The organism is Stutzerimonas sp. KH-1, from assembly GCF_054483855.1.
Genome location: NZ_CM137011.1, coordinates 497,161 through 523,673, shown reverse-complemented (window position 1 = coordinate 523,673; position 26,513 = coordinate 497,161). Strand labels below are relative to the sequence as shown.

The window sequence follows — 26,513 nt, the reverse complement described above, 5'->3', positions numbered from 1 at the left end:
CGATACGGCTACCAGCTCGACGGCAGCGCAGGGAAGCGCCGTCACTCGCACTCCCCTGCCAGACCGCAACGCTACCGCTCCTTGCACCTCAGCGCTTCGCCTCGATCTGTCCGACGCGTTCCAGCCAGCCCGACTCCAGGCGTGGCTGGTCGGTGTCCATGTTCCGCGCCTCCATCGCCTCGCGGTGACGGTCGATCTCGGCGACCGAATCGCTGAGCCCGGTGAGGTTGCCGTCGAGCTGGTGCATCTGCGTCAATCCAAGGTGATAGAAGCGCAGCAGCTTCATCGCATCCGGATCGCCCGCACTTATGCCTGCCTTGACCTGGTGCATCATGTTGGTCACGCGCATCAGGCTGCGCTTGAGCTGCCAGCCGTACACCGCCGCCGCCATCCACGGCTGCTGCCAGTACAGCCACCTGACGATTCCGATCGTCAGCGCCAGTCCGGCTACCACGCCGACGATGTTCAGCCGCAGGTTGTCGCCACCGGGCTCACCGAACAGCGCCACGGCAAGGGTCGACAAGCCCATGGCGAGGACGGCAAAGGTCACGGCGACGATCAGGGTGCTGCGCCGGGTCTGCTGGCGATAGGTTTCGGGGCTGAGCGGAACGATCTCGAATAGCACCACGGGGCGATGTCCTTGGCTGAGGCAAAAGATGTGCGGCGGTCATTATCACCTCAATCGCCGTGCGGTAACTGATACAGCGCAGTATCTACCGCGCTCCGGCTATGCTGGGCCCGCCTCAACTGGAGAAAACCATGCGCCGCCTCGCCACGCCCGCCGATGAGCAGCGGGTCTACGACATCTACATGCACCCGGACGTGGTGCCCTACCTGGGCTTCGATCCCATGCCTCGCGAGCATTTCGGCAAGGTCTTCGAGCCGCTGTTCGAGAGCGCCGGCTTCTATGTCTTCGAAGACGATGGCGTGGTGCAGGGCTTCTACAAAGTGCAGCGCCATCTGGGCCGCGCCGCCCATGTCGCCTACCTCGGCACCCTGGCCGTCGCGCCCGAGGTCAGGGGCCGCGGCCTGGCGCGACGGATGATGCAGGAAGCCCTCGCCAAGCTGGCCAGCAGCGGCATTCGTCGTGTGGAATTGACGGTGGAGGCGGACAACCCGAGGGCGATCGCCTTTTACGAGCGTTTCGGCTTCGCCCACGAAGGCACGCAGCGCGCTGCCTACAAGCGCAGCAGCGACGACGGCTTCGTCGACGAACTGATGTATGGCCTGTTGCTGGGACCCGGACGGGCCCCAGCGTAGGTACTGCGTCGTTCGTCAGCCCTTGAGCTTGCTGGTGATCTTCGCCACGTGCTCACCCTGGTAGCGTGCGATGGCCAGTTCCTTCTCCGAAGGCTGACGCGAGCCGTCGCCACCGGCGATGGTCGTGGCGCCATAGGGCGTGCCACCGTTGGTTTCGGAGATGTCGAAGAACTCGCTGATGCCATAACCGGTCGGCACGATGACCATGCCGTGGTGCGCCAGGGTGGTCCAGGTCGAGGTAATGGTCATCTCCTGCCCACCGCCGGTGCCGGTCGAGGCGAACACGCTGGCGACCTTGCCGTGCAGCGCGCCCTTGGCCCACAGGCCGCCGGTGCGGTCGAGGAAGTTGCGCATCTGGCCGGACATGTTGCCGAAGCGGGTCGGGGTGCCAAAGATGATGCCGTCGTAGTCCGGCAGCTCATTCGGATCGGCGATGTCGGCGGGCTGATCGACCTTGCCGCCGGCGTTGCGGAAGGCGTCTTCCGGCATGGTTTCCGGCACGCGCTTGATCGTCACCTCGACGCCGGGAACGCGGCGTGCGCCCTCGGCGACGGCATTGGCCATCGTTTCGATGTGGCCGTACATGGAGTGATAGAGCACGAGAATCTTCGCCATCTTGCTTTCCTCTTTCGGTGGGTGAGTCTGAATAAAGTTGTGAATGGGATAACGCGCCAAGCGGGTCGTTCCGATGGTGGCCGTCAGAGCGACTCGACCAGGATGACTTCGCTGTCTTCCACGGCCCTGACGCTCAGCCGTGTTTCATCACGCACGGCCACACCATCGCCGGCGGCAACCGCGAGTCCATTGACCTCGATCTGGCCGCTGGCCGGCACCAGGTACACCCGGTGCCCGGCGGCAATGACGTAGTCGGCGCTCTGCCCTGCTGCAAGCGTAGCCGCTGCCAGCCTGGCTTCAGCACGAATAGGCAGCGCCTCGTCATCGCCGGGCAGGCCACTGGCGAGCGTGACGAAGGCGCCGGCGCGCTCGCCGCTGGGGAACTGGCGAGTGCCCCAGGCCGGCGGCAGCCCGGTCTGCTGCGGGTGAATCCAGATCTGGAAGATGCGTGTCTCCACAGCCTCCAGGTTGTACTCGCTGTGCACGATGCCGGTGCCGGCACTCATCACCTGCACATCGCCGGCGACGGTACGGCCGCGGTTGCCGAGGCTGTCTTCATGCGTAACGGCGCCCTGGCGGACGTAGGTGATGATTTCCATGTCCCGGTGCGAGTGCGGTTCGAAGCCAGACTGCGGCGCGATGCTGTCGTCGTTCCAGACCCGCAGGCGGCCCCAGCGCATGCGCTCGACGTCGTGATATCCAGCAAAGGAAAAGTGGTGGCGCGCGTTCAGCCAGCCGTGCTGCGCATGGCCAAGCTGGGCATATGGACGTAGTTCGATCATCTCGCTCTCCACAGATCGGGCACCGGGACTACCCCGGCCGATGAGGAAGATGATCCATTCAATCAGATCAATATTGTTTGCAATTTTCAGCCGATAATCATCTATAAAATCGATACGTATGCAGACGAACTGGTCTGGGCGATCTGGCGTAGCGACCAGTCTCTTGCCCGTAGCGCGTTTACCTGCCACAAAGCGCTCCCTCTTTCAGCTTTCAGGAAGCGCATGAATGAACGATGAATTGCTGGTCGAAGACATTCAGCTCGGCGATGGCAAAGCGGTGGTCAAGGGTGCGCTGATCACCACCCAATACCGCGGCACGCTGAGCGACGGCACGCTGTTCGACAGCTCCTACGAGCGCGGCAAACCCTTCCAGTGCGTGATCGGCACCGGTCGGGTGATCAAGGGGTGGGACATCGGGCTGATGGGCATGCGAGTCGGCGGCAAGCGCCGGATGTTCGTCCCGGCGCAGCTGGGCTATGGCGAACGCCAGGTCGGCGCGCATATCCCGCCCAATTCGGATCTGCACTTCGAGATCGAGCTGCTCGAAGTGCTGACGCGAGACGACTGACCAGCCTCTCTGACGACCCCTGCGGGCCGCCAGAATGTCGCGTATCAGGCCTCGCCGGCGAGGTCCGGGCGCGCCACACCAAGGGGATACTGCTCGCGATAGCGCGCCAACCAGACGGCCCCGGCCGGGTCTTCCCAGGCGTGACGGTGCAACAGCGCCATGCCGTCCGGATCGTTCAGCAGGCGCCAGCGCGCCGCCTCGGCATCCGCGCCGTCCGGGCCGACCGTCAGCACCTGGCCGAGGCGCTGCTCGCGTAGTCGCTCGGCGCCGCTGACCACCTTGGCATGCCGGGCTCGCGCCATGGCACAGACCAGCGCGTTGTAGAGCGGATCGACCACCGCCACGAGGAAGCCATGGCGCAAGGCAACCGCCTGGTTCTGCTGCTGGTACAGGTCGGTATTGGCCAGCTCGATAGGCGGTGCGTACTCCTCTGGAATGAGGAACAGCTTGCTGCGCCGCGCAGCCAGGCCAAGGCCGGTACGGCTGGTGATCACCGATACCGGCGCCGACAGGATCAGCGACACCACGATCGGCGCCAGCCACCAGAGAAAGGCCGCATCCAGCCAGGCGACCAGTGCCGTCCAGAGCACGCCGATGACGATCTGCGAGCCATGCCGGCGCAGCGCCTCGCCCCAGGGGGTGGCGTTATCGCCGCGCTGCGGCGAGTTCCACTGCACCGACCAGCCGAGGAAGGCCGCAGTGACGAACACGCTGTGAAAGAGCATGCGCACTGGCGCCAGCAGCACCGAGAACAGCGTCTCGATCAGCATCGACAGCACCACCCGCAGCCGCCCGCCATAGGCCTGGGCGCCCTGGATGCAGACCAGCAGCACACTGAGCAGCTTGGGCAGGAACAGCAGCGTCATGGTTGCCGAGAACAGCGCGATGGCTTCCTGCGGGTGCCAGCGCGGCCACAGCGGGTAGAGCTGGTTCGGCTGCAGGAAGTACTCCGGCTCCATCAGCGTATGGATCGCCAGCAGGCCGGTGGACAGCAGCAGGAAGAGGAACCACAGCGGCGCCGACAGGTAGGACATCACTCCGGTGAGGAACACCAGGCGATGCACCGTGTGCACGCCGCGCACCATGAACAGGCGGAAGTTCATCAGGTTGCCGTGGCACCAGCGACGATCACGCTTGAGCTCGTCGAGCAGGTTCGGCGGCAGCTCTTCGTAACTGCCCGGCAGGTCGTAAGCGATCCACACGCCCCAGCCGGCACGGCGCATCAGCGCGGCTTCGACGAAGTCGTGGGAAAGGATCGCCCCGGCGAACGAACCGGTGCCGGGCAACGGCGCCAACGCGCAGTGGTCGATGAACGGCTTCACGCGAATAATCGCGTTGTGGCCCCAGTAGTGCGATTCACCCAGCTGCCAGAAGTTGAGCCCGGCGGTGAACAGCGGACCGTAGACGCGGGTGGCGAACTGCTGCAGCCGCGCATAGAGAGTGTCCATGCCCGACGCCTTGGGCGCAGTCTGGATGATACCGGCGTTGGGGTTGGCCTCCATCAGTCGCACCAGGCTGGTCAGACATTCGCCGCTCATCACGCTGTCGGCGTCCAGCACCACCATGTAGCGGTAGCTGCTGCCCCAGCGACGACAGAAGTCGTCGATGTTGCCGCTCTTGCGCTTCACCCGGCGCCGACGGCGACGGTAGAAGATGTGGCCGAAGCCATCCACCGCACGGCACAACTCGACCCAGGCCTTCTGCTCGGCAACACAGGTGTCCGGGTCGTTGCTGTCGCTGAGCACGAAGATGTCGAAATGCTCGAGTTCACCGGTTGCCTTGAGCGACTCGTAAGTCGCGCGCAGGCCGGCGAACACACGCGGCACGTCCTCGTTGGCGATCGGCATCACCAGCGCCGTACGGGCCTCGGCCGGTATCGTTTCGGTGCCGGGGCTGCTGGCCGAGATGCTGTAACGGTCCTTGCCGCGCAGCAGCTGGAAGAAGCCCATCAGCGCGGTCCAGAAGCCCACCGAGACCCAGCAAAACAGCAGTGCGAAGAGCAGCAGGATGCTGGTCTGCACCACATAGGGAAGGATCTGCCGGGCCGATTCGGACAGCGGCTGGACGAACACTTCCTGCATGTCGACCAGGAACCAGCCCTGGTAAGGCAGCACCGCCTTCATCTGCCAGGTGGCGAAGGCGGTCTGGCCGAGCATCAGCAACAGCAGCGCCGCGCGGCGCAGGGCCGCGACCCGGCGCCAGCGCGCCTCGTCGAGCGGCTGCGGACTGGGCTCGAAGTGACGCCGCGGCGGCGTGCGACCCAGCATCCGGCGCCAGCCGCGGCGCAGGATATTGGTATGCCAGGGCTCCGGCACCATGCGTGTGCGCACGATCGGCGGGGTCGACTGCACATAGGCGCGCCCCTGGTGATCCTCGGCGATCACGCCGGCGCGGTCGAACAGATCGCCCCAGCCCAGCCGCAGTCGCGCGACCACCGAGTCGAGCAGACGCCGCGACGGGCTGCGTTGCGCGCTGGTCTCGGCAGACAGTTCATCATGCAGCGCGAGCAGGCCGCCCTGCTCGACCGCCTGCCGGTATCTGGCCGGGTCCTCGCTTTCGTTCAACGCCAGACCGTCGCAATAGTTTTGCGTCAGGCCATTCACTGCATGCTGCTCATTCATGGGGAGGAATCTGGTAAGTCCAGGTTTCGGAAAGGGTCTTGTCACCATCGACCAGCGCCGCACGCATCTCGACCGGGCGCGCCGGGTCGCGCACCTTCAAGCGCAGCGTCAGGCGCCAGCCCTTGGTGACGGTGTTGTAGCGCAGGTTGTTTTCCACCAGCTCGGCATTGTCATCGACGCTGACGCGCGTGCTCACCGGCGCATCCTCGGCGAGCTTCTCCAGCACCGGCCCGACGAAGTCCACGACCAGCGCGGTGCTGCCGTCCGGCTGGCGGATCAGGTTGGCCTGCTTGACGTCGCCGGTGGAAATACGGGTCTGTTGCACCCACGCCAGCTCAGGATCGTGCAGGCTCGGTTCGTCCATGGAGAAATGCAGGCGGTATTCCAGATCAAGCGGCTGGCCCGGCTCCGGCTGCTTTTCCGGAGACCAGAAGGCGACGATGTTGTCATTGGTCTCGTCGGGCGTCGGAATCTCAACCAGCTCGACGTGGCCCTTACCCCAGTCGCCGCGGGTCTCGACCCAGCCGCTCGGGCGCAGCTCGTAGCGGTCGTCCAGGTCTTCGTAGCGGTTGAAATCACGGGTGCGCTGCATCAGCCCGAAGCCGCGCGGGTTCTCCACGCTGAACGCACTCACGGCCAGCCGCTTCGGATTGTTCAGCGGGCGCCAGATCCATTCGCCATTGCCGGCATGGATCGCCAGGCCCTCGGAGTCATGCAGCTGCGGACGGAAGTTGGTGACATTGCTCGGCTGGTTGGCGCCGAACAGAAACATGCTGGTCAGCGGCGCAATGCCGAGCTTGCCGACCTGCTCGCGCAGGAACACCTTGGCCTGCACGTCGAGGGTGCTGTCCTTGCCCGGCGTCAGCACCATGCGATAGGCGCCGGTGGCGCGCGGCGAATCGAGCAGCGCGTAGATCACCAGGTTGCGCCGGTCAGGCTGCGGCCGCTCGACCCAGAATTCGCGGAAACGCGGAAACTCCTCGCCCACCGGCAGCGCCGTGTCGATCGCCAGCCCGCGCGCGGAGAGCCCGTACCACTGCCCCTTGCCGATGACGCGGAAATAGCTGGCGCCGAGCAGGGTCATCACCTCGTCCTGCTTGTCCTTCCTGTTCAACGGATAGAGCACCTTGAAGCCGGCGAAGCCCAGCCCCTCCAGCGAGGCCGGGTCAATGTCGACGCCGCCGAACTCGAACATCGACGGGTCGTAGCGAATCTCGCGCACTTTCGTCGCGGTGATTTCATTGATGCGCACCGGCGTGTCGAAGTGCATGCCCTGATGATAGAACTGCAGGTGAAACGGGGTTTCGACGTCCTTCCAGTAGGCATGCTCCGGGTTGAAGCGCACGCGCTGGTAGTCGGCGAATGCCATCTTGCGGAACTCGTCGGGCAGGTTGCTCACCGGCTCCTCGTAACCGCTGGCAGCCAGTTCCTGAGCCCGTTTGGCCACATCGTCGAGGCTGAACGCCAGCGCACTGCCGGCCATCAGCATGCACAGGCCACCCGCCAGACCGGCCAGCATGCGTGCCGGCTGATTCCCCGTGTTCCATTGAAAAATGCGTAACACACCGCCTCCGAATTACACGTTTGTGCAGAGTTCGCTCTGCTTCGCTGTTTCTGATCGCCTACAACTCACGTAATCCGCCGCTTTGCTAGGAAGCGCGGCAGCGATCGTGGGCTGGATGCAGATCGCCATACAGAAAAAGTCTTACAACAACTCGAATCGCGCGCTTTGCACCGACCGCGAGTCGAGCCCCAGCTGGACTTCGAACTCGCCAGGCTCGGCCACGTAGTCGAGTCGCGCGTCCGGAAACTTCAGATCGTCCTCGCCCAGTTCAAAGCTCACTACCTGCGACTCGCCCGGCTCTAACACGAGCTTTTCGAAGCGCTTGAGTTCCTTGACCGGGCGCACGCTGGAGCCGACCAGATCCTGCAGATACAGCTGCACCACCGTCGCGCCGGCGCGTGCTCCGGTGTTCTTCACCGTTACGCTGACCTCCAGATTTTGGCCGCGTTTCAGCTGATACCGTGAAAGCTGTGGCTTCGTCAGCTCGAACTCGGTGTAGCTCAGGCCGTAGCCGAACGGGTACAGCGCGCCGTTGGGTTCTTCGAAGTACTGCGAGGTGTAGTTGCCGGGGCGGCCCTCGACGTAGGGTCGGCCGAGTCGCGGGTGGTTGTAGTAGGTTGGAATCTGGCCCACCGAGCGCGGAAAGGAGATCGGCAGCTTGCCGGACGGGTTGTGCGCACCGAGCAGCACCTCGGCAATCGCGTGCCCACCCTCGGTGCCGGCGAACCAGGTTTCCAGCACCGCGTCGGCGTGCTCTCTGACCCAGCCCAGCTGCAACGGCCGACCGTTCATCAGTACCACCACCAGCGGTTTGCCGGTGACAGCCAGCGCTTCGAGCAGTGCCTGCTGGCTGGCCGGCAGCGTGAGGCTGGTACGGCTGGATGATTCGTGGGACATGCCGCGTGACTCGCCCACCGCAGCAACGATCACGTCAGCCTCGCGCGCGGCGCGCGCGGCCTCGTCGATCATCGTTTGCGGCGGCCGCGGGTCCTGCGTCACCTCCGGGCGATCCCAGTTGAGAAAGTTCAGGTACTCGATCTGTCGCGGATCATCGGTGACGTTTGCACCGCGGGCATGGATGACCCGGCCGGACTCGCCAATTGCTGCCTCGAGGCCCTGACGCAGCGTCACCGTCTGTGCCGCCACACCGGCCGCCGACCAGCTGCCGAGCATGTCGACGTGGGAATCGGCCAGCGGGCCGACCAGCGCAATGGTCGCCTCCTTGCGCAGCGGCAGTGCGTTGTCACGGTTTTCCAGCAGTACCAGCGAATCGCGCGCCACCCGCCGAGCGGCCTCGCGGTGCAGGCGGCTTTCGGCGTTGACCTCGGCGGGGTCGTCCACCGCCCGGCCGATGCGGCGATAGGGATCATGGAACAGACCCAGGTCGTACTTGGCGCCGAGCACACGGCCGACCGCCTGGTCGATCAGCTCGAGGGGCACTTCGCCGCGTTCGACCAGGCCGGGCAGCTCCTGCAGATAGAGCGAGTCGTGCATGCTCAGATCGATGCCCGCCTCGATCGCCAGGCGCGCGGCCTCACGGCCATCGCGGGCCACGCCATGGCGCAGCAGTTCATCGATGGCGCCGTGATCGCTGATGTTCAGCCCGCGGAAGCCCCAGTCGTCGCGCAGCAGGTCGCGCAACAGCCAGCGGTTGGCACTGGCCGGCACGCCGTTGACGGTGTTCAGCGCCACCATCACGCCACCGGCCCCGGCGTCCACCGCGGCACGGTATGGCGGCAGGTAGTCCTGATGCATGCGCTGCGGGCTCATGTCGACCACGTTGTAGTCACGCCCGCCCTCCACCGCACCGTACAGGGCGAAGTGCTTGACGCTGGCCATCACGCTGTCCGCGGCGCTCAGGCGCTCGCCCTGATAGGCGCGCACCAGCGTGCCGGCGATCTGCGAGACCAGATAAGGATCTTCGCCGAAGCCTTCGGAGGTCCGGCCCCAGCGCGGATCACGGGTGATGTCGACCATAGGCGCGAAGGTCAGGTCGAGGCCGTCGGCACTGGCCTCGCTGGCCGACACCCGACCGCTCAGGGCGATGGCCTCCAGATCCCAGCTCGACGCCAGCGCCAGGCTGATCGGGAAGATGGTGCGATGGCCATGAACCACGTCATAGGCGAAGAAGATCGGAATGCCCAGGCGGCTGCGCAAGGCCGCGTCCTGCATGGGGCGGTTGTCGGCGCGGGTCACCGAATTGAAGGTGGCACCGATGCGGCCGGCCGCGATCTCCTCGACGATGCGCTCGCGCGGCATGTCGCCACCAATGCTGATCAGCCGCAGCTGGCCAATCTTCTCCGCCAGGGTCATGCGCTCGAGCAGGGTCTCGATCAATGCCTGCCGGTCATCCAGCGGCAGCGCGGGCTGTGCCACGCTGGCGAAGGAGCCCATTGCGCTGGCAAGCAGGACAAACGGCAACAGCCTTTTCATCATCACAACCCCATTCCCCTATCAACCGATCAGCCACACACAGGCACACCCATCGCGCCGGCCGTGAAGACCGATCGCAATGGGTTAGAGCGTTTTTTTAAAGTTCGATGGTGCCGTCGAGATAAAGCACGGCCTGCCCGGCCACCATCACACGATCCGCCTCGACCCGGCAGTGCAGGATGCCTGTGCGCGCCGACGCTTGCAGCGCCACCAGTTCGTTGCGCCCCAGCCGCTCGGCCCAGTAGGGAGCGAGCCCGGCATGGATGGAACCGGTGACCGGGTCCTCGGCGCCGCCATTGGCTGGCCAGAAATAGCGCGAGGCGAAATCCTGCTCGCGCCCCGGCGCGGTCACCACCACGTCCAGTGGTGCCAGCGTGCGCAACGCCTCGAGATCGGGCGCCAGGGCGCGCACCTGCCGCTCGTCGCGGTAGATGGCGAACCATGCCTGACGATTGCGCAGCACCGCTTCCGGCGCGAGACCGAGCCCCTGCAGCAACGCGGCCGGCGGCTCGGCGACCGGCTCCGGCGCGCGATTGGGAAAACTCATTTCCAGCAGCCCGTCAGCCCGCCGCTGCACGGCCAGTTCGCCCACGGCAGCGGCGCGAAAGGTCAGCGGCGCGCGGGCCAGCCCCTGTTCCAGCAGCACGAAGGCGCTGGCCAGCGTGGCATGGCCACAGAAATCGATTTCGGTGAGCGGCGAGAACCAGCGGATGTGAAAGGCCCCGTCCGCCTCGCGAACGAAAAAGGCCGTCTCGGAAAGGTTGTTTTCGGCGGCGATGGCTTGCATCAGCTCGTCCGGCAGCCAGGCTTGCAAGGGGATCACCGCCGCGGGATTGCCCCGGAAACGTTCAGCAGTGAAAGCATCGACCTGGAACATCCGCAATTTCATGGTTTGCACCCTGTGCACGGTCAAGCGACCGCCGCCTACTCTAACGGGTCTGACGGGGTGCTAGCCAGTGGCGCGTGAAGGCTGAAGGGCCCGGAATCCGTCCGCTTCATCTACTTGCGACGGCGCCGCACATCAGCCCAGGGCGAACGGCAGCAGCAACGCGACCAGAATGCCCAGCAGGCTCATGCCCAGCGCAGCGAAGGCGCCACATTCGTCACCCTCCTCCAGCGCCCTGGCGGTACCGATGGCATGGGCGTTGAGGCCATAGCTCAGGCCTCGCGCGGCGGGATGCTCGACCCCGGCCCAGCGCAGCAGCAGCGGTCCCAACGCGGTGCCGATGACACCGGTCAGCATGACGAACACTGCCGCCAGCGAGGCCAGGCCGCCGAGCTGCTCGGCCACCAGCATGGCGATGGGCATGGTCGCGGACTTTGGCGCCAGGCTCATCAGCACCGGCAGCTCTGCGCCCAGCGCCCAGGCGATCGCCAGCGTCAGTACCACGCTGAGCACGCCGCCGACCGCCAGGGTAATGACGATCGGCCAGAACAATTGCTGAATCCGTTTGAGGTGACGATGCAGCGGCACCGCCAGCGCCACGGTGGCAGGCCCCAGCAGCATGGCGACCAGCGCAGCGCCGTCGCGGTAGCGCGCATAGTCGAGGCCCACCAGGGTCAGTGTGCCGACCACCAGCAGCATGCCCACCATGACCGGTTGCAGCACCAGCCAGCCGCTGCGGCGATACAGCATCAGCGCCAGCTGGAACGCGATCAGGGTCAGTGCCACGGCAAACAGCGGATGGACCACCACCGCCGCCCAGGCGGTACGCCAATCGAGTACGGTCATGCCTGATCCTCCCGCTGGCGATCGAGTCGGCGGATCAGCCGCTGCATCAGCCAGCCGCAGAACGGCACCGTGATCAGCAGCGACAACACCAGGCCGGCGGCGATCGCTGGCAGATCATCCAGCAGTGCGCCAGCGCTGGTCATGATGCCGGCGGCCGGCACGATCAGCAGCAGCGGCAGATACTGCAGCAGCAAGGCCGCGGTCTTCTCCAGAGACTCCGGAATGCTGCGGCGCAGCAGCAACAGGCCGAACAGCAACAGCATGCCGATGATCGGCCCCGGTAGTGCCGGCAGCAGCACCAGGTTGATCAGATTGCCGAGCAGCTGCAGCAGCACGAGCCAGGTCAGGCCTTGGAGAATCATCGGCGATGCTCCCTCGGCAGCATTGGATGAATCATGCGTTGGCTCCTCTTCATTCGGCAAAAGGCCTCGACTATGGCCGGCCTGGCGGCAACAGAACAGCATCAGATGCAGACAAAAAAAGCGGATCAGCCGATCCCGACAGCTTCCGCTGATGCAGGTCAACGCCTAGCGATGCCTACGTTCCGACAGCGCTGCCGCGCCCGATCTGATCTGTATTTAGCCGTCACATCTGAGTCTGTTATGCATGAGCCTTGACGGGGATCATCCGCCTCGCCTGAACTGCCTATGGGGCGAAAGCCAATGACCGACCGCATACCCGCGCGGATCATCGAAACCGTTGATCCCAGCCAGCCGATCCGCCTGACGCCCGCCCAGAGCGGCGGGCCCATCCACACGCGCAGTTTCAGCGGACGTTTCCGCAACCTGCGCCTGTTGGGCGGCGCCCTGCTGATGCTGCTCTACTTCGGCACCGTCTGGCTGAACTGGAACGGGCGCCAGGCGGTGCTGTGGGACCTGGACCGGCAGCAGTTCCACATCTTCGGCGCCACCTTCTGGCCGCAGGATTTCATCCTGCTCTCGGCGATCCTGATCATCGCCGCGTTCGGCCTGTTCTTCATCACCGTGCTGGCCGGGCGCATCTGGTGCGGCTACGCCTGCCCGCAGAGCACCTGGACCTGGATGTTCATGTGGGTGGAAAAGATCACTGAAGGCGACCGCCTGCAGCGCATCAAGCTCGATGCTGCACGCTGGTCCGCCGCCAAGCTGCTGCGCCGTGCCGCCAAGCACACGCTGTGGCTGGCCATCAGCCTGGCCACGGCGCTGGCCTTCGTCGGCTATTTCACCCCGGTACGCGAGCTGGTGGCCGACCTTGCCCGCTTCGAGATCGGTGGCACGACCGCTTTCTGGCTGCTGTTCTTCACCGCCGCGACCTACATCAATGCCGGCTGGCTGCGTGAGCAGGTGTGCCTGCACATGTGCCCCTACTCGCGCTTCCAGAGCGTGATGTTCGACGCCGACACCCTTCTCGTCTCGTACGACACAGCCCGCGGCGAGAATCGCGGCGCGCGGCGCAAGGGCAGTGATCCGCGAGCCCAGGGCCTCGGTGACTGCGTCGACTGCACGCTGTGCGTGCAGGTCTGCCCCACCGGCATCGACATCCGCGACGGCCTGCAGCTGGACTGCATCAGCTGCGGCGCCTGCATCGACGTCTGCGACAGCGTCATGGACCGGATGGGTTACGCCCGCGGCCTGCTGCGCTACACCTCCGAACGTGCGCTTAAGGGCGGCATCACCCGCCTCTTGCGTCCGCGGCTGGTCGGCTATGCGGTGGCGATGACGGCGATGATCGCCGCCTTCATCTGGGCACTGGATGCGCGGCCGCAGCTGCAGTTGGACGTGACCCGCGACCGCACGCTGTACCGCGAGAACATGCAGGGCCAGATCGAGAACATGTATCGCCTCAAGCTGATCAACAAGACGCAGCAGCCGCGCCGCTACGCGCTGGCATTGGACGGCGGCCCCTTCGAGCTGCAGGGCCCGCGCGAGATCGCGCTGGCTCCGGGCGAAATCGCCGATCTGCCGGTCAGCGTGGCACTGCTCGACAACGCCCGCGACTTCAGCCGCGAGCTGCGCTTCGAGGTCAGCGACCTGGCCGAGCCGGACAGTCGGGTGAGCACACCGAGCACCTTCGTCGCCCCCATCGCGGCGCTACGCCAGTAGACTGGCCATGCCCAACCGCCACGGCCCGGACACGATGAAGCGCTACGAGAAATTCGCCGATGAGATTGCCGAACTGATCCGCAGCGGCGTGCTCGCCCCCGGGGAAAAGGTACCCTCGGTGCGCCACGCCAGCCGCACCTATGGCGTCAGCCCGTCCACCGTGTTCCAGGCCTACTACCTGCTGGAAGACCGCGGGCTGATCCAGGCGCGGGCGCGTTCGGGCTATTTCGTTCGCGAACATGCCAAGCGCCCGCTGCACGAACCAGACATCAGCACCCGCCCGGCGGAAACCACCGAGGTGGGCGTCAGCGAGCTAGTCTTCTCCGTGCTCGCCTCGCTGCGCGATCCGGCCACCGTACCCTTCGGTTCGGCCTTTCCCAGCCCCGAGCTGTTTCCCCTGCAACGGCTCGCACGCTCGATGGCGCAAAGCGTGCGCGACATGCCGGCACGCGAAGTGATCGCCGAGATGACCGCGGGCAACCCGGACCTGCGCCGGCAGATCGCCCTGCGCTACATGGTCAGCGGCGTGATGCTGCCGATGGACGAGCTGGTGATCACCACAGGTGCGATGGAGGCGCTGAACCTCTGCCTGCAGGTGGTGACGGAGCCGGGTGACCTGGTGGCGATCGAGTCGCCGGCGTTCTACGCCACGCTGCAGGTGCTGGAACGGCTCAAGCTCAAAGCGGTGGAGATTCCCGTCCACCCGCGCGAAGGCATCGATCTGGAGATTCTCGCCGATCGCCTGGCGCACCTGCCGATCAAGGCCTGCTGGTTCATGAGCAGCCTGCAGAACCCCCTGGGCGCGAGCATGGGCGAGGCGAAGAAGCAGCAGCTCTACAATCTGCTGCAGCGCCATCAGGTGCCGCTGATCGAGGACGACGTCTACGCCGAGCTGTACTTCACCCGCGAGCCGCCCAAGCCGGTGAAGAGCCATGATCGCGAAGGCCTGGTGATGCATTGCGGTTCGTTTTCCAAGAGCCTGGCGCCCGGCTACCGGGTCGGCTGGGTCGCCGGCGGCCGCTACGCCGAGCAGATCACCCGGCTGAAGCTAATGACCACCATCTCCCCTTCCGTGCCGGCGCAAGCCGCCATTGCCGACTATTTGCAGCATGGCGGCTACGACCGCCACTTGCGCAAGCTGCGCCACGCACTGGAGATGCAGCAGGGCGCGATGCTCGCCTCCGCCGCGCGCCATTTCCCGGCGAGCACGCGGGTTACGCGCCCTTCTGGGGGCTACTTTCTCTGGTTCGAATTTCCCGAGCAGGTGGACTCGCTGCAGCTGCTGCAACTGGCGCTGGCCCAGGGCATCAGCCTGGCGCCGGGGCCGATCTTCTCGGCCACCCAGCGCTTTCGCAACTGCGCGCGGCTGAACCATGGCCATCCATGGGACACCCGAAGCGAGCAGGCGATGGAGCTGCTGGGCAGGATGCTGAGGTCCTTCTGAGCGCCTGACTCAGGCGCAATCCACCGGTCGCTGCCCGCGGCCGCTCTTCATCAGGTACATGCGCTCATCGGCCTGCTTGAGCAGCTGCGCCTCCACTTCGCCGTCCTCCGGGTAGAGGGCGATACCAATGCTCATGCCGATCTCCAGGCTGTGTCCGGCAATCGGCAACGGCGCCTCGAAGGCGTCGCGGATCTTGGCCACCACCCGCTGGGCGTCCTCCGCGTCGATGATGCTTTCCAGCAATACCACGAACTCGTCACCGCCCAGCCGCGCCACCGTATCGGTGTCCCGCACGCAACCGCCGAGGCGTTCGGCGACGGTCTGCAGCAGCTGATCACCGCCGCCATGCCCGTAGGTGTCGTTGACCTGCTTGAACCGGTCCAGGTCCAGGTAGAGCAAGGCGATGCGCCCGCCGTTGCGCCGCACCCGTGCCAGCGCCGTGCTCAGTCGATCGCGGAAGCAGGCGCGGTTCGGCAGACCAGTGAGTTCGTCGTACTGCGCCATGCGCTCCAAACGCGCATAGAGCTGCTTGCGCTCGATTGCCGTGACCACCTGGGTGGAAACGAACTGCAACAGCTCCTGATCCTTCTCGGTGTAGGGCGCCGCCGTGCTCTTGAGCAACAGCGCACCGATCACGCCCTCGCTCGAACTGAGCGGCACGCCCAGCCACCAGGCATGGAGATCCCCGTCTGCGAGCGGAAGCGCCAGGGCACGCATCGAATCCGCATTGAAGCGCAACGGCTGCGCGCCATGCAGAACGGAAAAGCACAGGGACGCCGCGGGTTCCGCTGGCAGACCGGTCGAATCGAGCGCCAGCGCCTGGTAGGGATAAGTCAGCTCGCCGCTGGCGGCATTGCGGATGGCGACGATGAAATCGTCCACCGGCAGCAGCTGGGCGATGGTCAGATGGATCTGCTGATACAGCGCCGCGAGATCCTTGGCCCCGTGCGCCGCCTCGGAGATCGAATAGAGCGCGGCCTGCATCGCTTCGGACTGCTTGCGCTGGGTGATGTCGCGCGCCACGCCGATGCGCAGCTTGTTATCGGTCGACCAGCAGGCCGACCACATGATGTGCACGACACCGCCGTCCTTGCGCACGTAGCGGTTCTCGAAGTGCAGCAGCGGCTGATCGGCCATGACCTCCTTGGCGGCCGCCAGGGTACGGGCGCGGTCTTCGGGATAGACCATCTCGATCATGCGCTTGCCGAGCATCTCCTGCGGCGTATAGCCGAAGATGCGCTCGCAGGCGGCGCTGGCGTAAACGAAGTTGCCCTGCGCATCGACAACGCAGATCGCATCCAGTAACAAATCGACGACACTTGCCAGGGGCTCGCAGCTATCCGTCTTCACAGCGGCAGACCTACTTCGGCCATTGGGCGCAGGCCGGACGATCGACGCTTTCGCAACCGCGTGATCGCCCGTGCCATGCTTTTAGCATCGCCTAAATCGGTGACGGCCGCGCTGTTTTTTTCTTCCTGCTCGCATCTCATTGCACCCAACGCGGATAGAAGCCGAGCGCGGCCTGAATGTCGGCATCGCGCAACGCCGCCACACCCTGTGGCGCACTGCCCTGCTCGCGGTCACCGCGGAAGAAGAATCGACGGCCGTCGGCCAGGGCCAGGTACAGGCCGACCGCACCGTGCTCGGTCAGCGGCACCAGTACCAGCTGCCCGTCGCCGAACAGATCGAGACTTTGCCCGTGCCCGAGATAAGGCCGCGGCTCGAATTGCAGGGGCTGCCAGTCGATCGGATGGCGGAACTGGCTCGGCAGTACCGCCGGAGGTGTCGCCGTCTGCAGGTAGTCGAGGCTGTCCGGGCTGGCCAGCACCGGCACACCTGGGAAGTCGGCCAGCCCCGAAGCATGCTCCCAGCGCACGCAGCCCAGCACTATACGGTCGATGTCCAGCCCGTCCCGCTCCAGCTGGTCGCGTGCCGGTTGCACCTCGCCGTAGCGCTTGATCCGCCACGGCAGCTCGGCGTCCAGCTGCGCATCGATCTGCCGCCCCAACCCGGTACCGAACAGCAGACGGGTGCCGCGATGCTCGATCAGAATGGCGATGTGCTGGATCGTGGGCAGCGGCTGCCAACCGCCACGGCGCAGCAGGAAGTCTCCACTTTCGCTCTGCGCCGTCTTCACCAGGCTGAAACGCAACCCTTCCGCTACGGCATTGGCCGAAGCCACCGCACCCAGCAGCGCAACCAGCAACATTGCGGCGATTCGCCCGGCCCGCTGCTGGATGCGCTCGCCGAGCGTCCACACTTTGCGCATGTTCATGACGGCTACAACCCGGGCATGCCGACATAGCCGGGCAGCGCGCGGATGCGCCCGAACCAGGCCTGCAGCGACGGATATACCTGCAGATCGAGCCCGCCGTCGCCACCGAGCGCGACATTCGGGTAGACGGCGACGTCGGCGATAGTCGGCGCCCCCGTCTGCGCCAGCCAGGCATGCTGCGCGAGGTGCCGTTCGAGCGTGCGCAAGGCGCTGGCGGCACGTGCCTGGGCCAGCGACTCGTCGATAGGCCGGCCGAACAGCTTGCCCAGACGCAGGGTAGCCGGCCCGTGCTGCACCTCGTTGGCAGCGAAGCTCAGCCAGCTGGCGATGCGGCCCTGGGTCTCGGCGTCCTGCGGGTACCACTCAGGGGCATAACGCTGGGCCAGATAGACCAGGATCGCCTGGGAGTCCTCGAGACGGAATTCGCCATCCTCGAGCACCGGAATCTGCCCGCGCGGGTTGATCGCACGGAACGCCGGCTGCTTGTGCTCGCCCGCCAGCAGATTCACCGGCAGACACTCGACCGGCTTGCCGATCAGGCTGAGGAACAGGCGAACCTTGTGGCAATTGCCGGACAGCGACAGGTCATGGAGCTTCATGGTGTTGTCCTCTTCATTGGTGTGCTTGGTCATTGGGCACGACTGGATAATAGACAGACCTGTCTGTACACTTCAAGCACTCACGGAGGAACTGCCAGCTGGAGCGAGCGACGAGCGCTCCCGCATAATGGTCGAACCGCAGGAGGTATCCATGGCATCGAACAAGCGCGACCAGCTGCTCAACACCGCAGAGAATCTGTTCTATCGCGAGGGTTATCACGCCACCGGCATCGACCGCATCCTGGCCGAGTCCGGTGTGGCCAAGATGACCCTGTACAAGCACTTCAAGTCCAAGGACGAGCTGATCCTCGCCGTGCTGGACGCCCGTCACGAGCTGATGCTGGCGCGCCTGCGCGAGCGCGCCGGCAAGCTGCCGCCGCGCGAGGCGCTACTGGGCGTTTTCGATGGGCTGCACGGGATGATCCATGGCAACGGCGCCTTCTGCGGTTGCCTGTTCATCAACGCTGCGGCCGAATATCAGGACCGTGAGCACCCCATCCATCGGCGCTCGGCGGCCTACAAGACGGAGCTGCAGAGTCATCTGCGCGAACTGCTGGAACGGTTGGATGCCCCCGAGCCGCTGCGGCTGGCGCGACAGCTGCAGTACCTGCTCGAAGGGGCGCTGAGCATGGCGCACATCGAGGGTCCAGGCGAGCAGGCGCTGGACGCCAAGGCCGCCGCCGAGTGCCTGCTGACCGCCGCAGGCATCTGAGCGCGCCGGTCAGGCGCGCCCGATAAACACCGTCAGCCGGCGCTCGCCTCGTCTTCGCGAACCCGGAACCAGGCCGCGTACAGCGCCGGCAGGAACAGCAGCGTTAGCGCCGTGGCGACGATCAGCCCGCCCATGATCGCCACCGCCATCGGCCCGAAGAAGATGCTGCGCGATAGCGGAATCATCGCCAGCACCGAGGCCAGCGCCGTCAGCACGATGGGTCGGAAGCGCCGCACCGTAGCCTCGACGATGGCGCTGAAGCGCGCCTGCCCGGCACCGATATCCTGCTCGATCTGATCCACCAGGATCACCGAGTTGCGCATGATCATTCCCGACAGCGCGATGGTACCGAGCATCGCCACGAAGCCGAACGGCTGGCCGAACAGCAGCAGGAACAGCGCCACCCCGATGATGCCCAGCGGCGCGGTGAGGAACACCATGGCCGAACGCGAGAAGCTCTTGAGCTGCGCCATCAGCAGGGTCATCACGACGATGACGAACAACGGCAGGCCGGCATTCACAGAACGCTGGCCACGTTCGGAATCCTCCACCGTGCCGCCGACCTCCAGCAGGTAGCCACTGGGCAGCTGCGCGCGGATATCGGCCAGGGTCGGCTCGATCTGCCGCACCAGCGCGGCCGGCTGCTCGTCGCCGTAGACATCGGCGCGCACGGTGACTGTCGGCAGGCGGTTGCGGTGCCAGATCACGCCCTCCTCGAAGCCGTACTCCAGCGTTGCCACCTGCGACAACGGTACGCTGCGGCCGCTTTCGGTAGGAATCGCCAGGCTCGGCAGCATGGACAGCTCCAGCCGCTCACGCTCGGTGCCGCGCAGGAGGATCTCGATCAGCTCGTTGTCTTCACGGAACTGGCTGACCCTGTTGCCAATGAAAGTCCGCCGCAGAAAGCCGGACAGCTCCGCGGTACTCACCCCCAGCGCACGAGCGCGATCCTGATCGACGTTCAGGCGCACCATCTTGCTTGGCTCCTGCCAGTCCAGATGGACGTTGGCCACGTGCGGGTTCTCGCCCACCTTGGCGGCGACCTGCCGCGCCAGCCCGCGCACCACATCGATGTGCTCGCCGGTGACACGGAACTGCACCGGGTAACCCACCGGCGGGCCGTTCTCCAGCCGCGTCACGCGGCCGCGCAGGCTCGGGAAGTCCTCACGCATGCGCTCGATCAGCCAGCTGCGCAGGGCCTCGCGGGACTCGATGCTGTCGGCCAGCACGACGAACTGGGCGAAGCTGGTCGCCGGCAGCTGCTGATCCAGCGGCAGGTAGAAACGCGGCGAGCCGGTGCCGACATAGGCCACGTAGTTGTCGATGCCGGCCCGTTCCTTGAGCAGCTGTTCCAGCCGCGCCACCTCCGCTTCGGTCGCCTTCAGCGAGGCGCCTTCGGCCAGCTTGAGGTCCACCATCAGCTCCAAACGGCCGGACGCGGGGAAGAACTGTTGCGGCACCAGACGGAACAGCACTACCGCGGCGGCGAAGATCGCCAGGGTGAGCAGGATGACGGTCTTGCGCCGGCGCACGCAGAAGGTCACCACGCGCCGTACGCGCTGGTAGAACGGTGTGGCGTAGGGATCGTGACCCTCGCCCATTCCGCCGTGCTTGTGCGCAGTTTTCTTGGCCATGTCCGGCAGCAGCTTCTCGCCGATCAGCGGCACGAACATTACCGCGGCGATCCAGGAGGCAATCAGCGAGATCGCCACGACCTGGAAGATCGAGCGGGTGTACTCGCCGGTGCTGGAGTTGGCCGTGGCGATGGGCAGGAATCCCGCCGCGGTGATCAGCGTGCCGGTCAGCATCGGAAAAGCCGTGCTGGTCCAGGCGAAGCTGGCGGCGCGCAGCCGGTCATAGCCCTGTTCCATCTTGATCGCCATCATCTCCACCGCGATGATCGCGTCGTCCACCATCAACCCCAGCGCCAGCACCAGCGCGCCGAGGGAAATCTTGTGCAGGCCGATGTCCAGGTAGTTCATGGCGGCGAAGGTCATCGCCAGCACCAGCGGAATCGACAGCGCCACCACCAGGCCGGTGCGCACACCGAGGGAGAAGAAGCTTACCAGCAGCACGATCACCAGCGCCTCGATCAGCACCTTGACGAACTCGCCGACGCTGGTCTTCACCGCCGCCGGCTGGTCCGAGACCTTGCGCAGCTGCATGCCGGCCGGCAGTTCTTGCTGCAGACGAGCGAACTCCTGCTCCAGTGCCTCGCCGAGCACCAGGATGTCGCCGCCGCTCTTCATCGACACGGCGAGGCCAAGGGCAGGCTCGCCCATGAAGCGCATCCGCGGTGCAGGCGGGTCGTTGAAACCGCGGTGCACTTCGGCCACATCACCGATGCGGAACGTGCGCCCGGCGACGCGGATGGGAAAATCGCGAATCTCCTTGACCGTCTCGAAGCTACCGGTCACGCGCAATTGCACCCGGTCGCTGATCGTCTCGACGAAACCGGCGGCGGTCACCGCGTTCTGCGCCTCCAGCGCCTGGCGCACGGCTTCCAGCGGAACACCGAGGGTGGCCAGCTTGACGTTGGACAGTTCGATCCAGATTTTCTCGTCCTGCAGGCCGATCAGCTCGACCTTGCCAACGTTCTTCACCCGCTGCAGTTGCAGCTGAATGCGGTCGGCGTAGTCCTTGAGGATCGCGTAGTCGAAACCTTCACCGGTCAGCGCGTAGATGTTGCCGAAGGTGGTGCCGAACTCGTCGTTGAAGAACGGCCCCTGTACGCCCGGTGGCAGCGTGTGGCGAATGTCGCCGATCTTCTTGCGGATCTGGTACCAGAGGTCGGGGATGTCCTTCGAGCGCATCGAGTCTCGTGCCATGAAGGTGACGTTGGACTCGCCCGGCCGTGAGAAGGAGACGATGCGCTCGTACTCGCCGGTCTCCATCAGCTTCTTCTCGATGCGTTCGGTGACCTGGCGTGAAACCTCTTCGGCGGTGGCGCCAGGCCACTGGGTCTGGATGACCATGGCCTTGAAGGTGAACGGCGGATCCTCGCTCTGCCCGAGCTTGCTGTAGGACAGCGCACCGACAAGAGCCAACAGCAGCATCAGGTAGACGACGATCTGCCGGTTCTGCAGCGCCCAGGCGGAAAGATTGAAGCGCATCGCGTTACTCCCGGGCGGCCAGCTCGACGGGGCGGTTGTGGCGATCCACCGGCCGCACCGGCTGGTTGTCGCTGAGCATCTGCACCCCGGCCAGCACGATCCAGTCGTCGGCAGCGAGGCCGTCGAGCACCGGCACCAGCCGCTCCCCGAATGGGCCGGTGCGTACCTCGACACGCTCCACTGTGGAGTCGGGCTTTAGTCGCCAGACGTGCGCCCTGCCCTGTTCGGCGCTGAGCGCGGAGAGCGGTACGGCCAGCGCGACATCATCGTCGCGGCGAATGCTCACCAGCGCGCTCTGGCCCAGCTCGGCCGGCACATCCTGCTCGGTGAAGGCGACGCGCGCGGAATAGGTCCGAGACTGCGCGTCGGCGGCCGGCGAGAGCTCGCGAATCTGGCCGCGGTATTGCCGGCCCGGCTGCGACCAGAGCTCGACCTCCACTTCCTGGCCGATCCGATAGCGCTCCAGCGACTGCTCCGGCAGATCGATGGCGACCTCGCGCTCACCATCGGCCGCCAGGACGAAAGCGGTCTGCCCGGCCGCCACCACCTGCCCGACTTCGATGCGACGCTGGGCGATCAGGCCATCGCGGGTGGCACGCAGCACCGCGTAATCGACCTGGTTGCTGGCCACGTCGAACTCGGCCCGAGCCTGTTGCAGACGGGCCGCCGCGGCGCGGTAGGCGTTGTCCGCATTGTCGAATTGCGACTGGCTGACCAGCTGGCGGCCGAGCAGCGCCTGATAGCGATCGTATTCCGCCTTGGCCACCCGCAGGTTGGCTTCCGCGGCGGCGACCTGGGCGCGCATGCCGTCCAGCTGCAGGCGCACGTCCTGCGGGTCGAGGCGCGCCAGCGGTTGGTCCTTGCGCACCCGATCGCCGGCCTCCACCAGCCGCTCGACGACCTTGCCGCCGATACGGAACGCCAGCTCCGGCTCGTAGCGCGCGTGCACTTCGCCCGGATAGCTCTCGCGCGCCTCGCTGGCCGGTTGCGGATGCACGACCATGACCGGCCGCGGTAGCTGCTCTGGCGGCTCGCCATTGCCACAGGCGGTCAGAGTGAGCGCTAAACCAAGCACGGAGGCGAAGGACAGGACATGTCGGAACACGATGAAGGTCTCTCTGTCGCGAAGCGGATTGGAATACTTATACTGCGCGGTATAGTAAAAATAGCGTACCAGCCAGTCCACTATTAAAACGCCCATGATCGAAAGTCATTCTCCATCCCCCGGTCCCGGCCGCCCGAAGGACCCTGCCAAGCGCGAGGCGATTCTCGCCGCGGCGCAGGTGCTGTTCCTCGGCAACGGTTACGAGGGCAGCAGCATGGAAGCCATCGCCAGCGAAGCCGGGGTTTCCAAGCTCACGCTGTACAGCCACTTCAAGGACAAGGAGGCGCTCTTCAGCGCCGCCGTGAAGACCACCTGCGAAACGCGCCTGCCCAGGCGGCTGTTTCAGTTGGAGGCCGATTGCGACATCGAGAAGGTGCTGCTGGCGATCGGCGGCGCCTTCAATGAACTGGTCAACAGCCCTGAGTCCATCGGTCTGCATCGTGTGATGGTGGCGATGGCGACGCAGAATCCGGGGCTGGTGAAGATGTTCTTCGATGCCGGTCCGCAGCAGCTGCTGCTGGATCTGCAACAGCTGTTCGGCCAGGCCGACGCGCTCGGCCTGCTACGCATCGACGACCCGCTGCGTGCAGCCGAGCATTACTGTTCACTGATCAAGGGCGCGCAACACTTTCGCCTGCTGGTTGGCTATGCCGAAGCACCGAGCCAGGCGGAAAGCGATCAGCACGTGAAGGATGCGGTGGGCGTCTTTCTGCGCGCCTACCGCGGCTAAGCCCGGCGCAGCGTCGTCTGCCCGGAGTCAGGCCTGCAGCTTCTTCTTCGGGTAGATGTCGTAGCGGCTGGACTTGCCTTCCAGACTGTAGCCGGGCTTGGCGCCATCAATGGCCGGCGCCTTGCGCGGGCGCTTGACCACCACCCGGTGACTGGCCAGCTCCAGCGCGGCGGCAAGCAACGCCGGCGCGTCCAGGTCGTCGCCGACGAAGGGCCGGAACAGGCGCATCTCTTTCTTCACCAGTGCACTTTTGTCACGGTGCGGGAACATCGGGTCGAGGTAGACGACCTGCGGCGGCTCGCCCTGCCAGTGCTGCATCAATTCGATGGCGTTACCCTTGAGCAGCCTCATCCTCGCGGCGATGATGGCCACGTCCGCATCCGCAGCCGCGCGGCTCAGACCATCCTCCAGCAGCGCAGCGATCAACGGTTGACGCTCGATCAGACTGACCTCGCAACCCAGCGTCGCCAGTACGAAGGCATCACGCCCGAGCCCGGCGGTGGCGTCCAGCACCCGCGGTCGGATACCGGGCTGAATGCCCACTGCCTTGGCGATCATCTGTCCGCTGCCACCACCGAACTGCCGCCGGTGCGCCGCCGCACCCTCCACGAAATCCACCCGCACCGGCCCCGGCGCCTGTGCCTCGAGCAACTGCAACTGCAAACCGGCCTCACCCACCTGCAGCGCGAACTCGGCCTCGGCCAGCTCCTGCGGCAAACCGAGGCGCTGCGCCCATTGGCCAGCGACTGCGGCGAATGACGGCGCGAGCGGCTCGACCCGAACCAGAGGATTGCTTGCGGACATGGGGCACCCGAGGACGATTCAAAGCGGCGCATTGTGCCAGAGCGGGCCTGCGGACGTCCGGGCTAGCGCACCTAACGGCACATGCCGAAACCGCCCATATCCACATGGAAGTGATCGTGATGGGCCGCGTTGTACTCCGGCCCCAGCGTCACGTTGAAGGCCTTGCAGGCCGCATCGCGCACCTGACGCAGGAAGCGCGCCTTGTCGCCCTCGCCCTGCCAATCCCTGGCCACCGTGATACTTGTGCCGTCCTGCAGATGAAAGCCGGCCAGATCCAGCGCATTGGCACTGGCATGCTGGCTACGGCGATTGCTGCGGGCGATGTTGCGGCAGGCAAAGCTGCCGAAATGATCAATACGCACCACCGGCTGGCCGAACACAGCCTGCGCGGCCGGTTGCAGGCCGTGCATCTCGAACATCGCATAGGCGGCCGCCAGTGGACAGGTGGCCAGAAACGGGCCGTTGAAACGCACGTCCGAACCCTGCACCCGCACACTGTTCTGCACCGGGCAGCCAGGTTCCGGCGTGCTGTTCGGCACGGCAGCGTAACGCAGCGGTGCCGTGGCGAGCGCCTGTTCGCAGAGCGAACGATCCTGCTGCAGGCGCCTTAGCTTGAGCGAGGTCAGCAGGTTCGGCGGCTCGCGAATATCCAGCGGCGCCCAGGGATTCCAACGCGGCGGGATATCGATCAGCTGCTGCACCGCCAGCACGAAGCCGGCCAGCAGCGTCAACAAAAGGAGGAAGAATCGGCCGAAGGTCATACCTTATGGGCAACGACTCAGCGGTGGAGTTTGAGCGCAGTGTTTTACAAAACTGGTCGGACCGACGCCCAGTCCAGCAGCGAAAGCTGCGGTGCCGGGCGAACCGTGGGAAGCGCTGGCATACCGGGCAGACGCTCGCTCAACAGCTGATGAAAGCGCATCGCCAGCTGCGGCGCGCGATGATTGTCCGGCGTATGCAGATAGACGTGCGGCGTCTTGCCCGCCTCGATCCAGCCCGCCACCTTGTCCAGCCAGGGTGCGAGAAAAGCATCGTTGGCTTCCAGCTGCGGATGCCCCACGAAGCGCAGCTGCGGCGAATCGCTGAACGCCACCGGCCGCACCGGCAAACGTGGCTTCTTGCTCTGCGCATGCAGCACAGCCGGATCACGGGATTGGCAGCTGAACAGCGCCCGACTGTCGAGACAGATGCGCTCCACGCCGCGATCGCGCAGAAGACGATTGAGTGCTCGCTCGCCCTCACCCTTGTCGAAGAACCCCGGATGGCGCACCTCGATGGCCAGCGGCGCCGCGAAGCCTTCGATGAAGGCGACCAGCTCCGCCAGCCGGGCCGGACCGACGCTGGCCGGCAGCTGCAGCCAGAATGGCGTTACCCGCCGCCCCAGCGGCTGCAACAGGCGCCGGAAGGACTGCGCCGCATCCAGCGCTGCATGCAGATTCTCGGCCTGGCTGATCTCCCGGGGAAACTTGGCGCAGAAGCGAAAATCGTCCGGCATCTGGCTGGCCCAGCGCTGAACCTTGTCGTCCGACGGCCACGCATAGAGCGTGGTATTGCCCTCGACCGTATTGAATACCGCGCAATAGCCGACCAGGAACTCGGACGCCGGCGTACCCGGCGGGTAGAGCGAGCCGAGCCAGGCGCTCTCGTTCCAGGAGGGGCAACCGAGAAAATAGGGAAGCTGTAGCAGAGCGAAGCGCCTCAGGCGTAGAGATCGAGCCCGAGCACCTCGGTGTCATCGAGGTCGATACGCATGCTGGCGGTGCTGGTATAGCTGGCCAAGGCCTGCGCGACACGGCTGGAAAGCGGCCGCTCGGGTTGCGGCTCGTCATAGCGGAAGGCGGCGTAACGCTCGACCAGCGCGCTGGAATTGACCCGCTGCTGCGGGCGATCGGCCTGGGGCTGATAGTCTTGCCCGGTGCGCGAATCGACGCCGCGCTGAGCCTGCGCCAAGCGCTGGGTTTCGCCATAGCTGTCCGCCGCCCTGCCGGTACGGGCAGAACGATCCGTTGCATAGGGGACAGGGAAGAAGCTATCGACGCGCATCATTGGACTCGATCAGAGGCCCGGCGACTCTA

The 26,513-nt window shown here is 65.7% G+C and carries 24 protein-coding genes; 6 read left to right on the top strand and 18 right to left on the bottom strand.

The window, feature by feature from the left end:
- Positions 1–88: 88 nt before the first annotated feature.
- Entirely contained in the window at positions 89–628 is a 540-nt protein-coding gene (locus tag ACX1DW_RS02600) for a DUF3087 domain-containing protein (RefSeq protein WP_458992720.1), read from the bottom strand.
- Between the two features lie 131 nt (positions 629–759).
- Between ACX1DW_RS02600 and ACX1DW_RS02595 the strand changes: the two genes are divergently transcribed.
- Complete coding sequence (locus tag ACX1DW_RS02595) at positions 760–1,260, top strand: GNAT family N-acetyltransferase (RefSeq protein ID WP_458992719.1); 501 nt, start codon at positions 760–762, stop codon at positions 1,258–1,260.
- A 15-nt stretch (positions 1,261–1,275) separates the two neighbouring features.
- Here the strand turns inward: ACX1DW_RS02595 and wrbA are convergent, their stop codons facing one another.
- Together wrbA and ACX1DW_RS02585 are read right to left on the bottom strand one after the other, a co-directional pair.
- A complete protein-coding gene (gene wrbA / locus ACX1DW_RS02590; RefSeq protein WP_014820960.1) occupies positions 1,276–1,875 on the bottom strand; it encodes an NAD(P)H:quinone oxidoreductase in 600 nt (199 codons plus the stop codon).
- An 83-nt stretch (positions 1,876–1,958) separates the two neighbouring features.
- On the bottom strand, positions 1,959–2,657 hold the full coding sequence (locus ACX1DW_RS02585) for a pirin family protein (protein WP_458992718.1): 699 nt from the start codon (positions 2,655–2,657) through the stop codon (positions 1,959–1,961).
- A 226-nt stretch (positions 2,658–2,883) separates the two neighbouring features.
- Here ACX1DW_RS02585 and ACX1DW_RS02580 point away from each other — a divergent pair, with 226 nt between their 5' ends.
- A complete protein-coding gene (locus ACX1DW_RS02580; RefSeq protein ID WP_458992717.1) occupies positions 2,884–3,225 on the top strand; it encodes an FKBP-type peptidyl-prolyl cis-trans isomerase in 342 nt (113 codons plus the stop codon).
- A 44-nt stretch (positions 3,226–3,269) separates the two neighbouring features.
- On the opposite strand, the gene mdoH is transcribed toward ACX1DW_RS02580, so the two are convergent.
- The 6 genes from mdoH to ACX1DW_RS02550 all read right to left on the bottom strand — a co-directional run bounded on the left by mdoH (position 3,270) and on the right by ACX1DW_RS02550 (position 11,937).
- On the bottom strand, positions 3,270–5,846 hold the full coding sequence (mdoH, locus tag ACX1DW_RS02575; RefSeq protein ID WP_458992716.1) for a glucans biosynthesis glucosyltransferase MdoH: 2,577 nt from the start codon (positions 5,844–5,846) through the stop codon (positions 3,270–3,272).
- Complete coding sequence (locus ACX1DW_RS02570) at positions 5,839–7,365, bottom strand: glucan biosynthesis protein G (protein WP_458993436.1); 1,527 nt, start codon at positions 7,363–7,365, stop codon at positions 5,839–5,841. Before ACX1DW_RS02570 ends, mdoH begins: the two co-directional genes overlap by 8 nt.
- A 186-nt stretch (positions 7,366–7,551) precedes the next feature.
- Entirely contained in the window at positions 7,552–9,843 is a 2,292-nt protein-coding gene (bglX, locus tag ACX1DW_RS02565; protein ID WP_458992715.1) for a beta-glucosidase BglX, read from the bottom strand.
- A 97-nt stretch (positions 9,844–9,940) separates the two neighbouring features.
- Positions 9,941–10,720, bottom strand: coding sequence for a PhzF family phenazine biosynthesis protein (locus ACX1DW_RS02560; protein ID WP_458993435.1), 780 nt, complete (start codon positions 10,718–10,720; stop codon positions 9,941–9,943).
- A 144-nt stretch (positions 10,721–10,864) separates the two neighbouring features.
- Complete coding sequence (locus tag ACX1DW_RS02555; protein WP_458992714.1) at positions 10,865–11,575, bottom strand: LrgB family protein; 711 nt, start codon at positions 11,573–11,575, stop codon at positions 10,865–10,867.
- Entirely contained in the window at positions 11,572–11,937 is a 366-nt protein-coding gene (locus ACX1DW_RS02550) for a CidA/LrgA family protein (RefSeq protein ID WP_003300577.1), read from the bottom strand. The genes ACX1DW_RS02555 and ACX1DW_RS02550 overlap by 4 nt, the downstream gene beginning before the upstream one ends.
- Positions 11,938–12,237: 300 nt before the next feature.
- On the opposite strand from ACX1DW_RS02550, the gene ccoG reads away from it, so the two are divergent.
- Both ccoG and mapR read left to right on the top strand, forming a co-directional pair.
- The gene (ccoG, locus tag ACX1DW_RS02545; RefSeq protein WP_458992713.1) at positions 12,238–13,656 is read left to right on the top strand and encodes a cytochrome c oxidase accessory protein CcoG; all 1,419 of its coding nucleotides are present in this window, start codon (positions 12,238–12,240) and stop codon (positions 13,654–13,656) included.
- Between the two features lie 34 nt (positions 13,657–13,690).
- Positions 13,691–15,100: a GntR family transcriptional regulator MpaR gene (gene mapR, locus ACX1DW_RS02540; protein WP_458993434.1), complete on the top strand. Its 1,410-nt coding sequence runs from the start codon at positions 13,691–13,693 to the stop codon at positions 15,098–15,100.
- 9 nt (positions 15,101–15,109) lie between these two features.
- Here the strand turns inward: mapR and ACX1DW_RS02535 are convergent, their stop codons facing one another.
- From ACX1DW_RS02535 to ACX1DW_RS02525, 3 genes are all read right to left on the bottom strand, one after another.
- Positions 15,110–16,450, bottom strand: coding sequence for a sensor domain-containing protein (locus tag ACX1DW_RS02535; RefSeq protein ID WP_458992712.1), 1,341 nt, complete (start codon positions 16,448–16,450; stop codon positions 15,110–15,112).
- 136 nt (positions 16,451–16,586) lie between these two features.
- On the bottom strand, positions 16,587–17,375 hold the full coding sequence (locus ACX1DW_RS02530; RefSeq protein WP_458992711.1) for an MBL fold metallo-hydrolase: 789 nt from the start codon (positions 17,373–17,375) through the stop codon (positions 16,587–16,589).
- Between the two features lie 5 nt (positions 17,376–17,380).
- Positions 17,381–17,974 (bottom strand): glutathione S-transferase family protein, encoded by a 594-nt coding sequence (locus ACX1DW_RS02525; protein WP_458992710.1) that lies wholly within the window; start codon positions 17,972–17,974, stop codon positions 17,381–17,383.
- Between the two features lie 151 nt (positions 17,975–18,125).
- Between ACX1DW_RS02525 and ACX1DW_RS02520 the strand changes: the two genes are divergently transcribed.
- Entirely contained in the window at positions 18,126–18,686 is a 561-nt protein-coding gene (locus tag ACX1DW_RS02520; protein ID WP_458992709.1) for a TetR/AcrR family transcriptional regulator, read from the top strand.
- Between the two features lie 32 nt (positions 18,687–18,718).
- Here the strand turns inward: ACX1DW_RS02520 and ACX1DW_RS02515 are convergent, their stop codons facing one another.
- A complete protein-coding gene (locus ACX1DW_RS02515; protein ID WP_458992708.1) occupies positions 18,719–21,799 on the bottom strand; it encodes an efflux RND transporter permease subunit in 3,081 nt (1,026 codons plus the stop codon).
- Between the two features lie 4 nt (positions 21,800–21,803).
- Positions 21,804–22,904 carry an efflux RND transporter periplasmic adaptor subunit gene (locus ACX1DW_RS02510; protein ID WP_458992707.1) on the bottom strand — a complete coding sequence of 367 codons (1,101 nt, stop codon included), beginning with the start codon at positions 22,902–22,904 and terminating at the stop codon, positions 21,804–21,806.
- A gap of 94 nt (positions 22,905–22,998) precedes the next feature.
- On the opposite strand from ACX1DW_RS02510, the gene ACX1DW_RS02505 reads away from it, so the two are divergent.
- Positions 22,999–23,634, top strand: coding sequence for a TetR/AcrR family transcriptional regulator (locus tag ACX1DW_RS02505; RefSeq protein WP_063539969.1), 636 nt, complete (start codon positions 22,999–23,001; stop codon positions 23,632–23,634).
- Between the two features lie 27 nt (positions 23,635–23,661).
- Here the strand turns inward: ACX1DW_RS02505 and ACX1DW_RS02500 are convergent, their stop codons facing one another.
- From ACX1DW_RS02500 to ACX1DW_RS02485, 4 genes are all read right to left on the bottom strand, one after another.
- Positions 23,662–24,438 (bottom strand): class I SAM-dependent methyltransferase, encoded by a 777-nt coding sequence (locus tag ACX1DW_RS02500; protein WP_063539970.1) that lies wholly within the window; start codon positions 24,436–24,438, stop codon positions 23,662–23,664.
- A gap of 71 nt (positions 24,439–24,509) precedes the next feature.
- Complete coding sequence (locus ACX1DW_RS02495) at positions 24,510–25,199, bottom strand: extensin-like domain-containing protein (RefSeq protein ID WP_458992706.1); 690 nt, start codon at positions 25,197–25,199, stop codon at positions 24,510–24,512.
- Between the two features lie 44 nt (positions 25,200–25,243).
- Positions 25,244–26,125, bottom strand: a complete 882-nt coding sequence (locus ACX1DW_RS02490) for a DUF72 domain-containing protein (protein ID WP_458993433.1) — start codon at positions 26,123–26,125, stop codon at positions 25,244–25,246.
- 11 nt (positions 26,126–26,136) lie between these two features.
- A complete protein-coding gene (locus ACX1DW_RS02485) occupies positions 26,137–26,481 on the bottom strand; it encodes a hypothetical protein (protein ID WP_458992705.1) in 345 nt (114 codons plus the stop codon).
- Positions 26,482–26,513 lie beyond the last annotated feature (32 nt).

Excerpts from the sequence above, each read along its gene's own strand:
- ACX1DW_RS02570 (WP_458993436.1), bottom strand. The coding sequence starts at position 7,365 with ATGCTGGCCGGTCTGGCGGGTGGCCTGTGCATGCTGATGGCCGGCAGT.
- bglX (WP_458992715.1), bottom strand. The coding sequence starts at position 9,843 with ATGAAAAGGCTGTTGCCGTTTGTCCTGCTTGCCAGCGCAATGGGCTCC.
- ACX1DW_RS02530 (WP_458992711.1), bottom strand. The coding sequence starts at position 17,375 with ATGAACATGCGCAAAGTGTGGACGCTCGGCGAGCGCATCCAGCAGCGG.
- ACX1DW_RS02505 (WP_063539969.1), top strand. The coding sequence starts at position 22,999 with ATGATCGAAAGTCATTCTCCATCCCCCGGTCCCGGCCGCCCGAAGGAC.
- mdoH (WP_458992716.1), bottom strand. The coding sequence starts at position 5,846 with ATGAATGAGCAGCATGCAGTGAATGGCCTGACGCAAAACTATTGCGAC.
- ACX1DW_RS02555 (WP_458992714.1), bottom strand. The coding sequence starts at position 11,575 with ATGACCGTACTCGATTGGCGTACCGCCTGGGCGGCGGTGGTGGTCCAT.
- ACX1DW_RS02520 (WP_458992709.1), top strand. The coding sequence starts at position 18,126 with ATGGCATCGAACAAGCGCGACCAGCTGCTCAACACCGCAGAGAATCTG.
- ACX1DW_RS02525 (WP_458992710.1), bottom strand. The coding sequence starts at position 17,974 with ATGAAGCTCCATGACCTGTCGCTGTCCGGCAATTGCCACAAGGTTCGC.
- ACX1DW_RS02585 (WP_458992718.1), bottom strand. The coding sequence starts at position 2,657 with ATGATCGAACTACGTCCATATGCCCAGCTTGGCCATGCGCAGCACGGC.
- ACX1DW_RS02580 (WP_458992717.1), top strand. The coding sequence starts at position 2,884 with ATGAACGATGAATTGCTGGTCGAAGACATTCAGCTCGGCGATGGCAAA.
- ACX1DW_RS02500 (WP_063539970.1), bottom strand. The coding sequence starts at position 24,438 with ATGTCCGCAAGCAATCCTCTGGTTCGGGTCGAGCCGCTCGCGCCGTCA.
- ACX1DW_RS02595 (WP_458992719.1), top strand. The coding sequence starts at position 760 with ATGCGCCGCCTCGCCACGCCCGCCGATGAGCAGCGGGTCTACGACATC.
- ACX1DW_RS02550 (WP_003300577.1), bottom strand. The coding sequence starts at position 11,937 with ATGATTCTCCAAGGCCTGACCTGGCTCGTGCTGCTGCAGCTGCTCGGC.
- mapR (WP_458993434.1), top strand. The coding sequence starts at position 13,691 with ATGAAGCGCTACGAGAAATTCGCCGATGAGATTGCCGAACTGATCCGC.
- wrbA (WP_014820960.1), bottom strand. The coding sequence starts at position 1,875 with ATGGCGAAGATTCTCGTGCTCTATCACTCCATGTACGGCCACATCGAA.
- ACX1DW_RS02485 (WP_458992705.1), bottom strand. The coding sequence starts at position 26,481 with ATGCGCGTCGATAGCTTCTTCCCTGTCCCCTATGCAACGGATCGTTCT.
- ACX1DW_RS02515 (WP_458992708.1), bottom strand. The coding sequence starts at position 21,799 with ATGCGCTTCAATCTTTCCGCCTGGGCGCTGCAGAACCGGCAGATCGTC.
- ccoG (WP_458992713.1), top strand. The coding sequence starts at position 12,238 with ATGACCGACCGCATACCCGCGCGGATCATCGAAACCGTTGATCCCAGC.
- ACX1DW_RS02560 (WP_458993435.1), bottom strand. The coding sequence starts at position 10,720 with ATGTTCCAGGTCGATGCTTTCACTGCTGAACGTTTCCGGGGCAATCCC.
- ACX1DW_RS02495 (WP_458992706.1), bottom strand. The coding sequence starts at position 25,199 with ATGACCTTCGGCCGATTCTTCCTCCTTTTGTTGACGCTGCTGGCCGGC.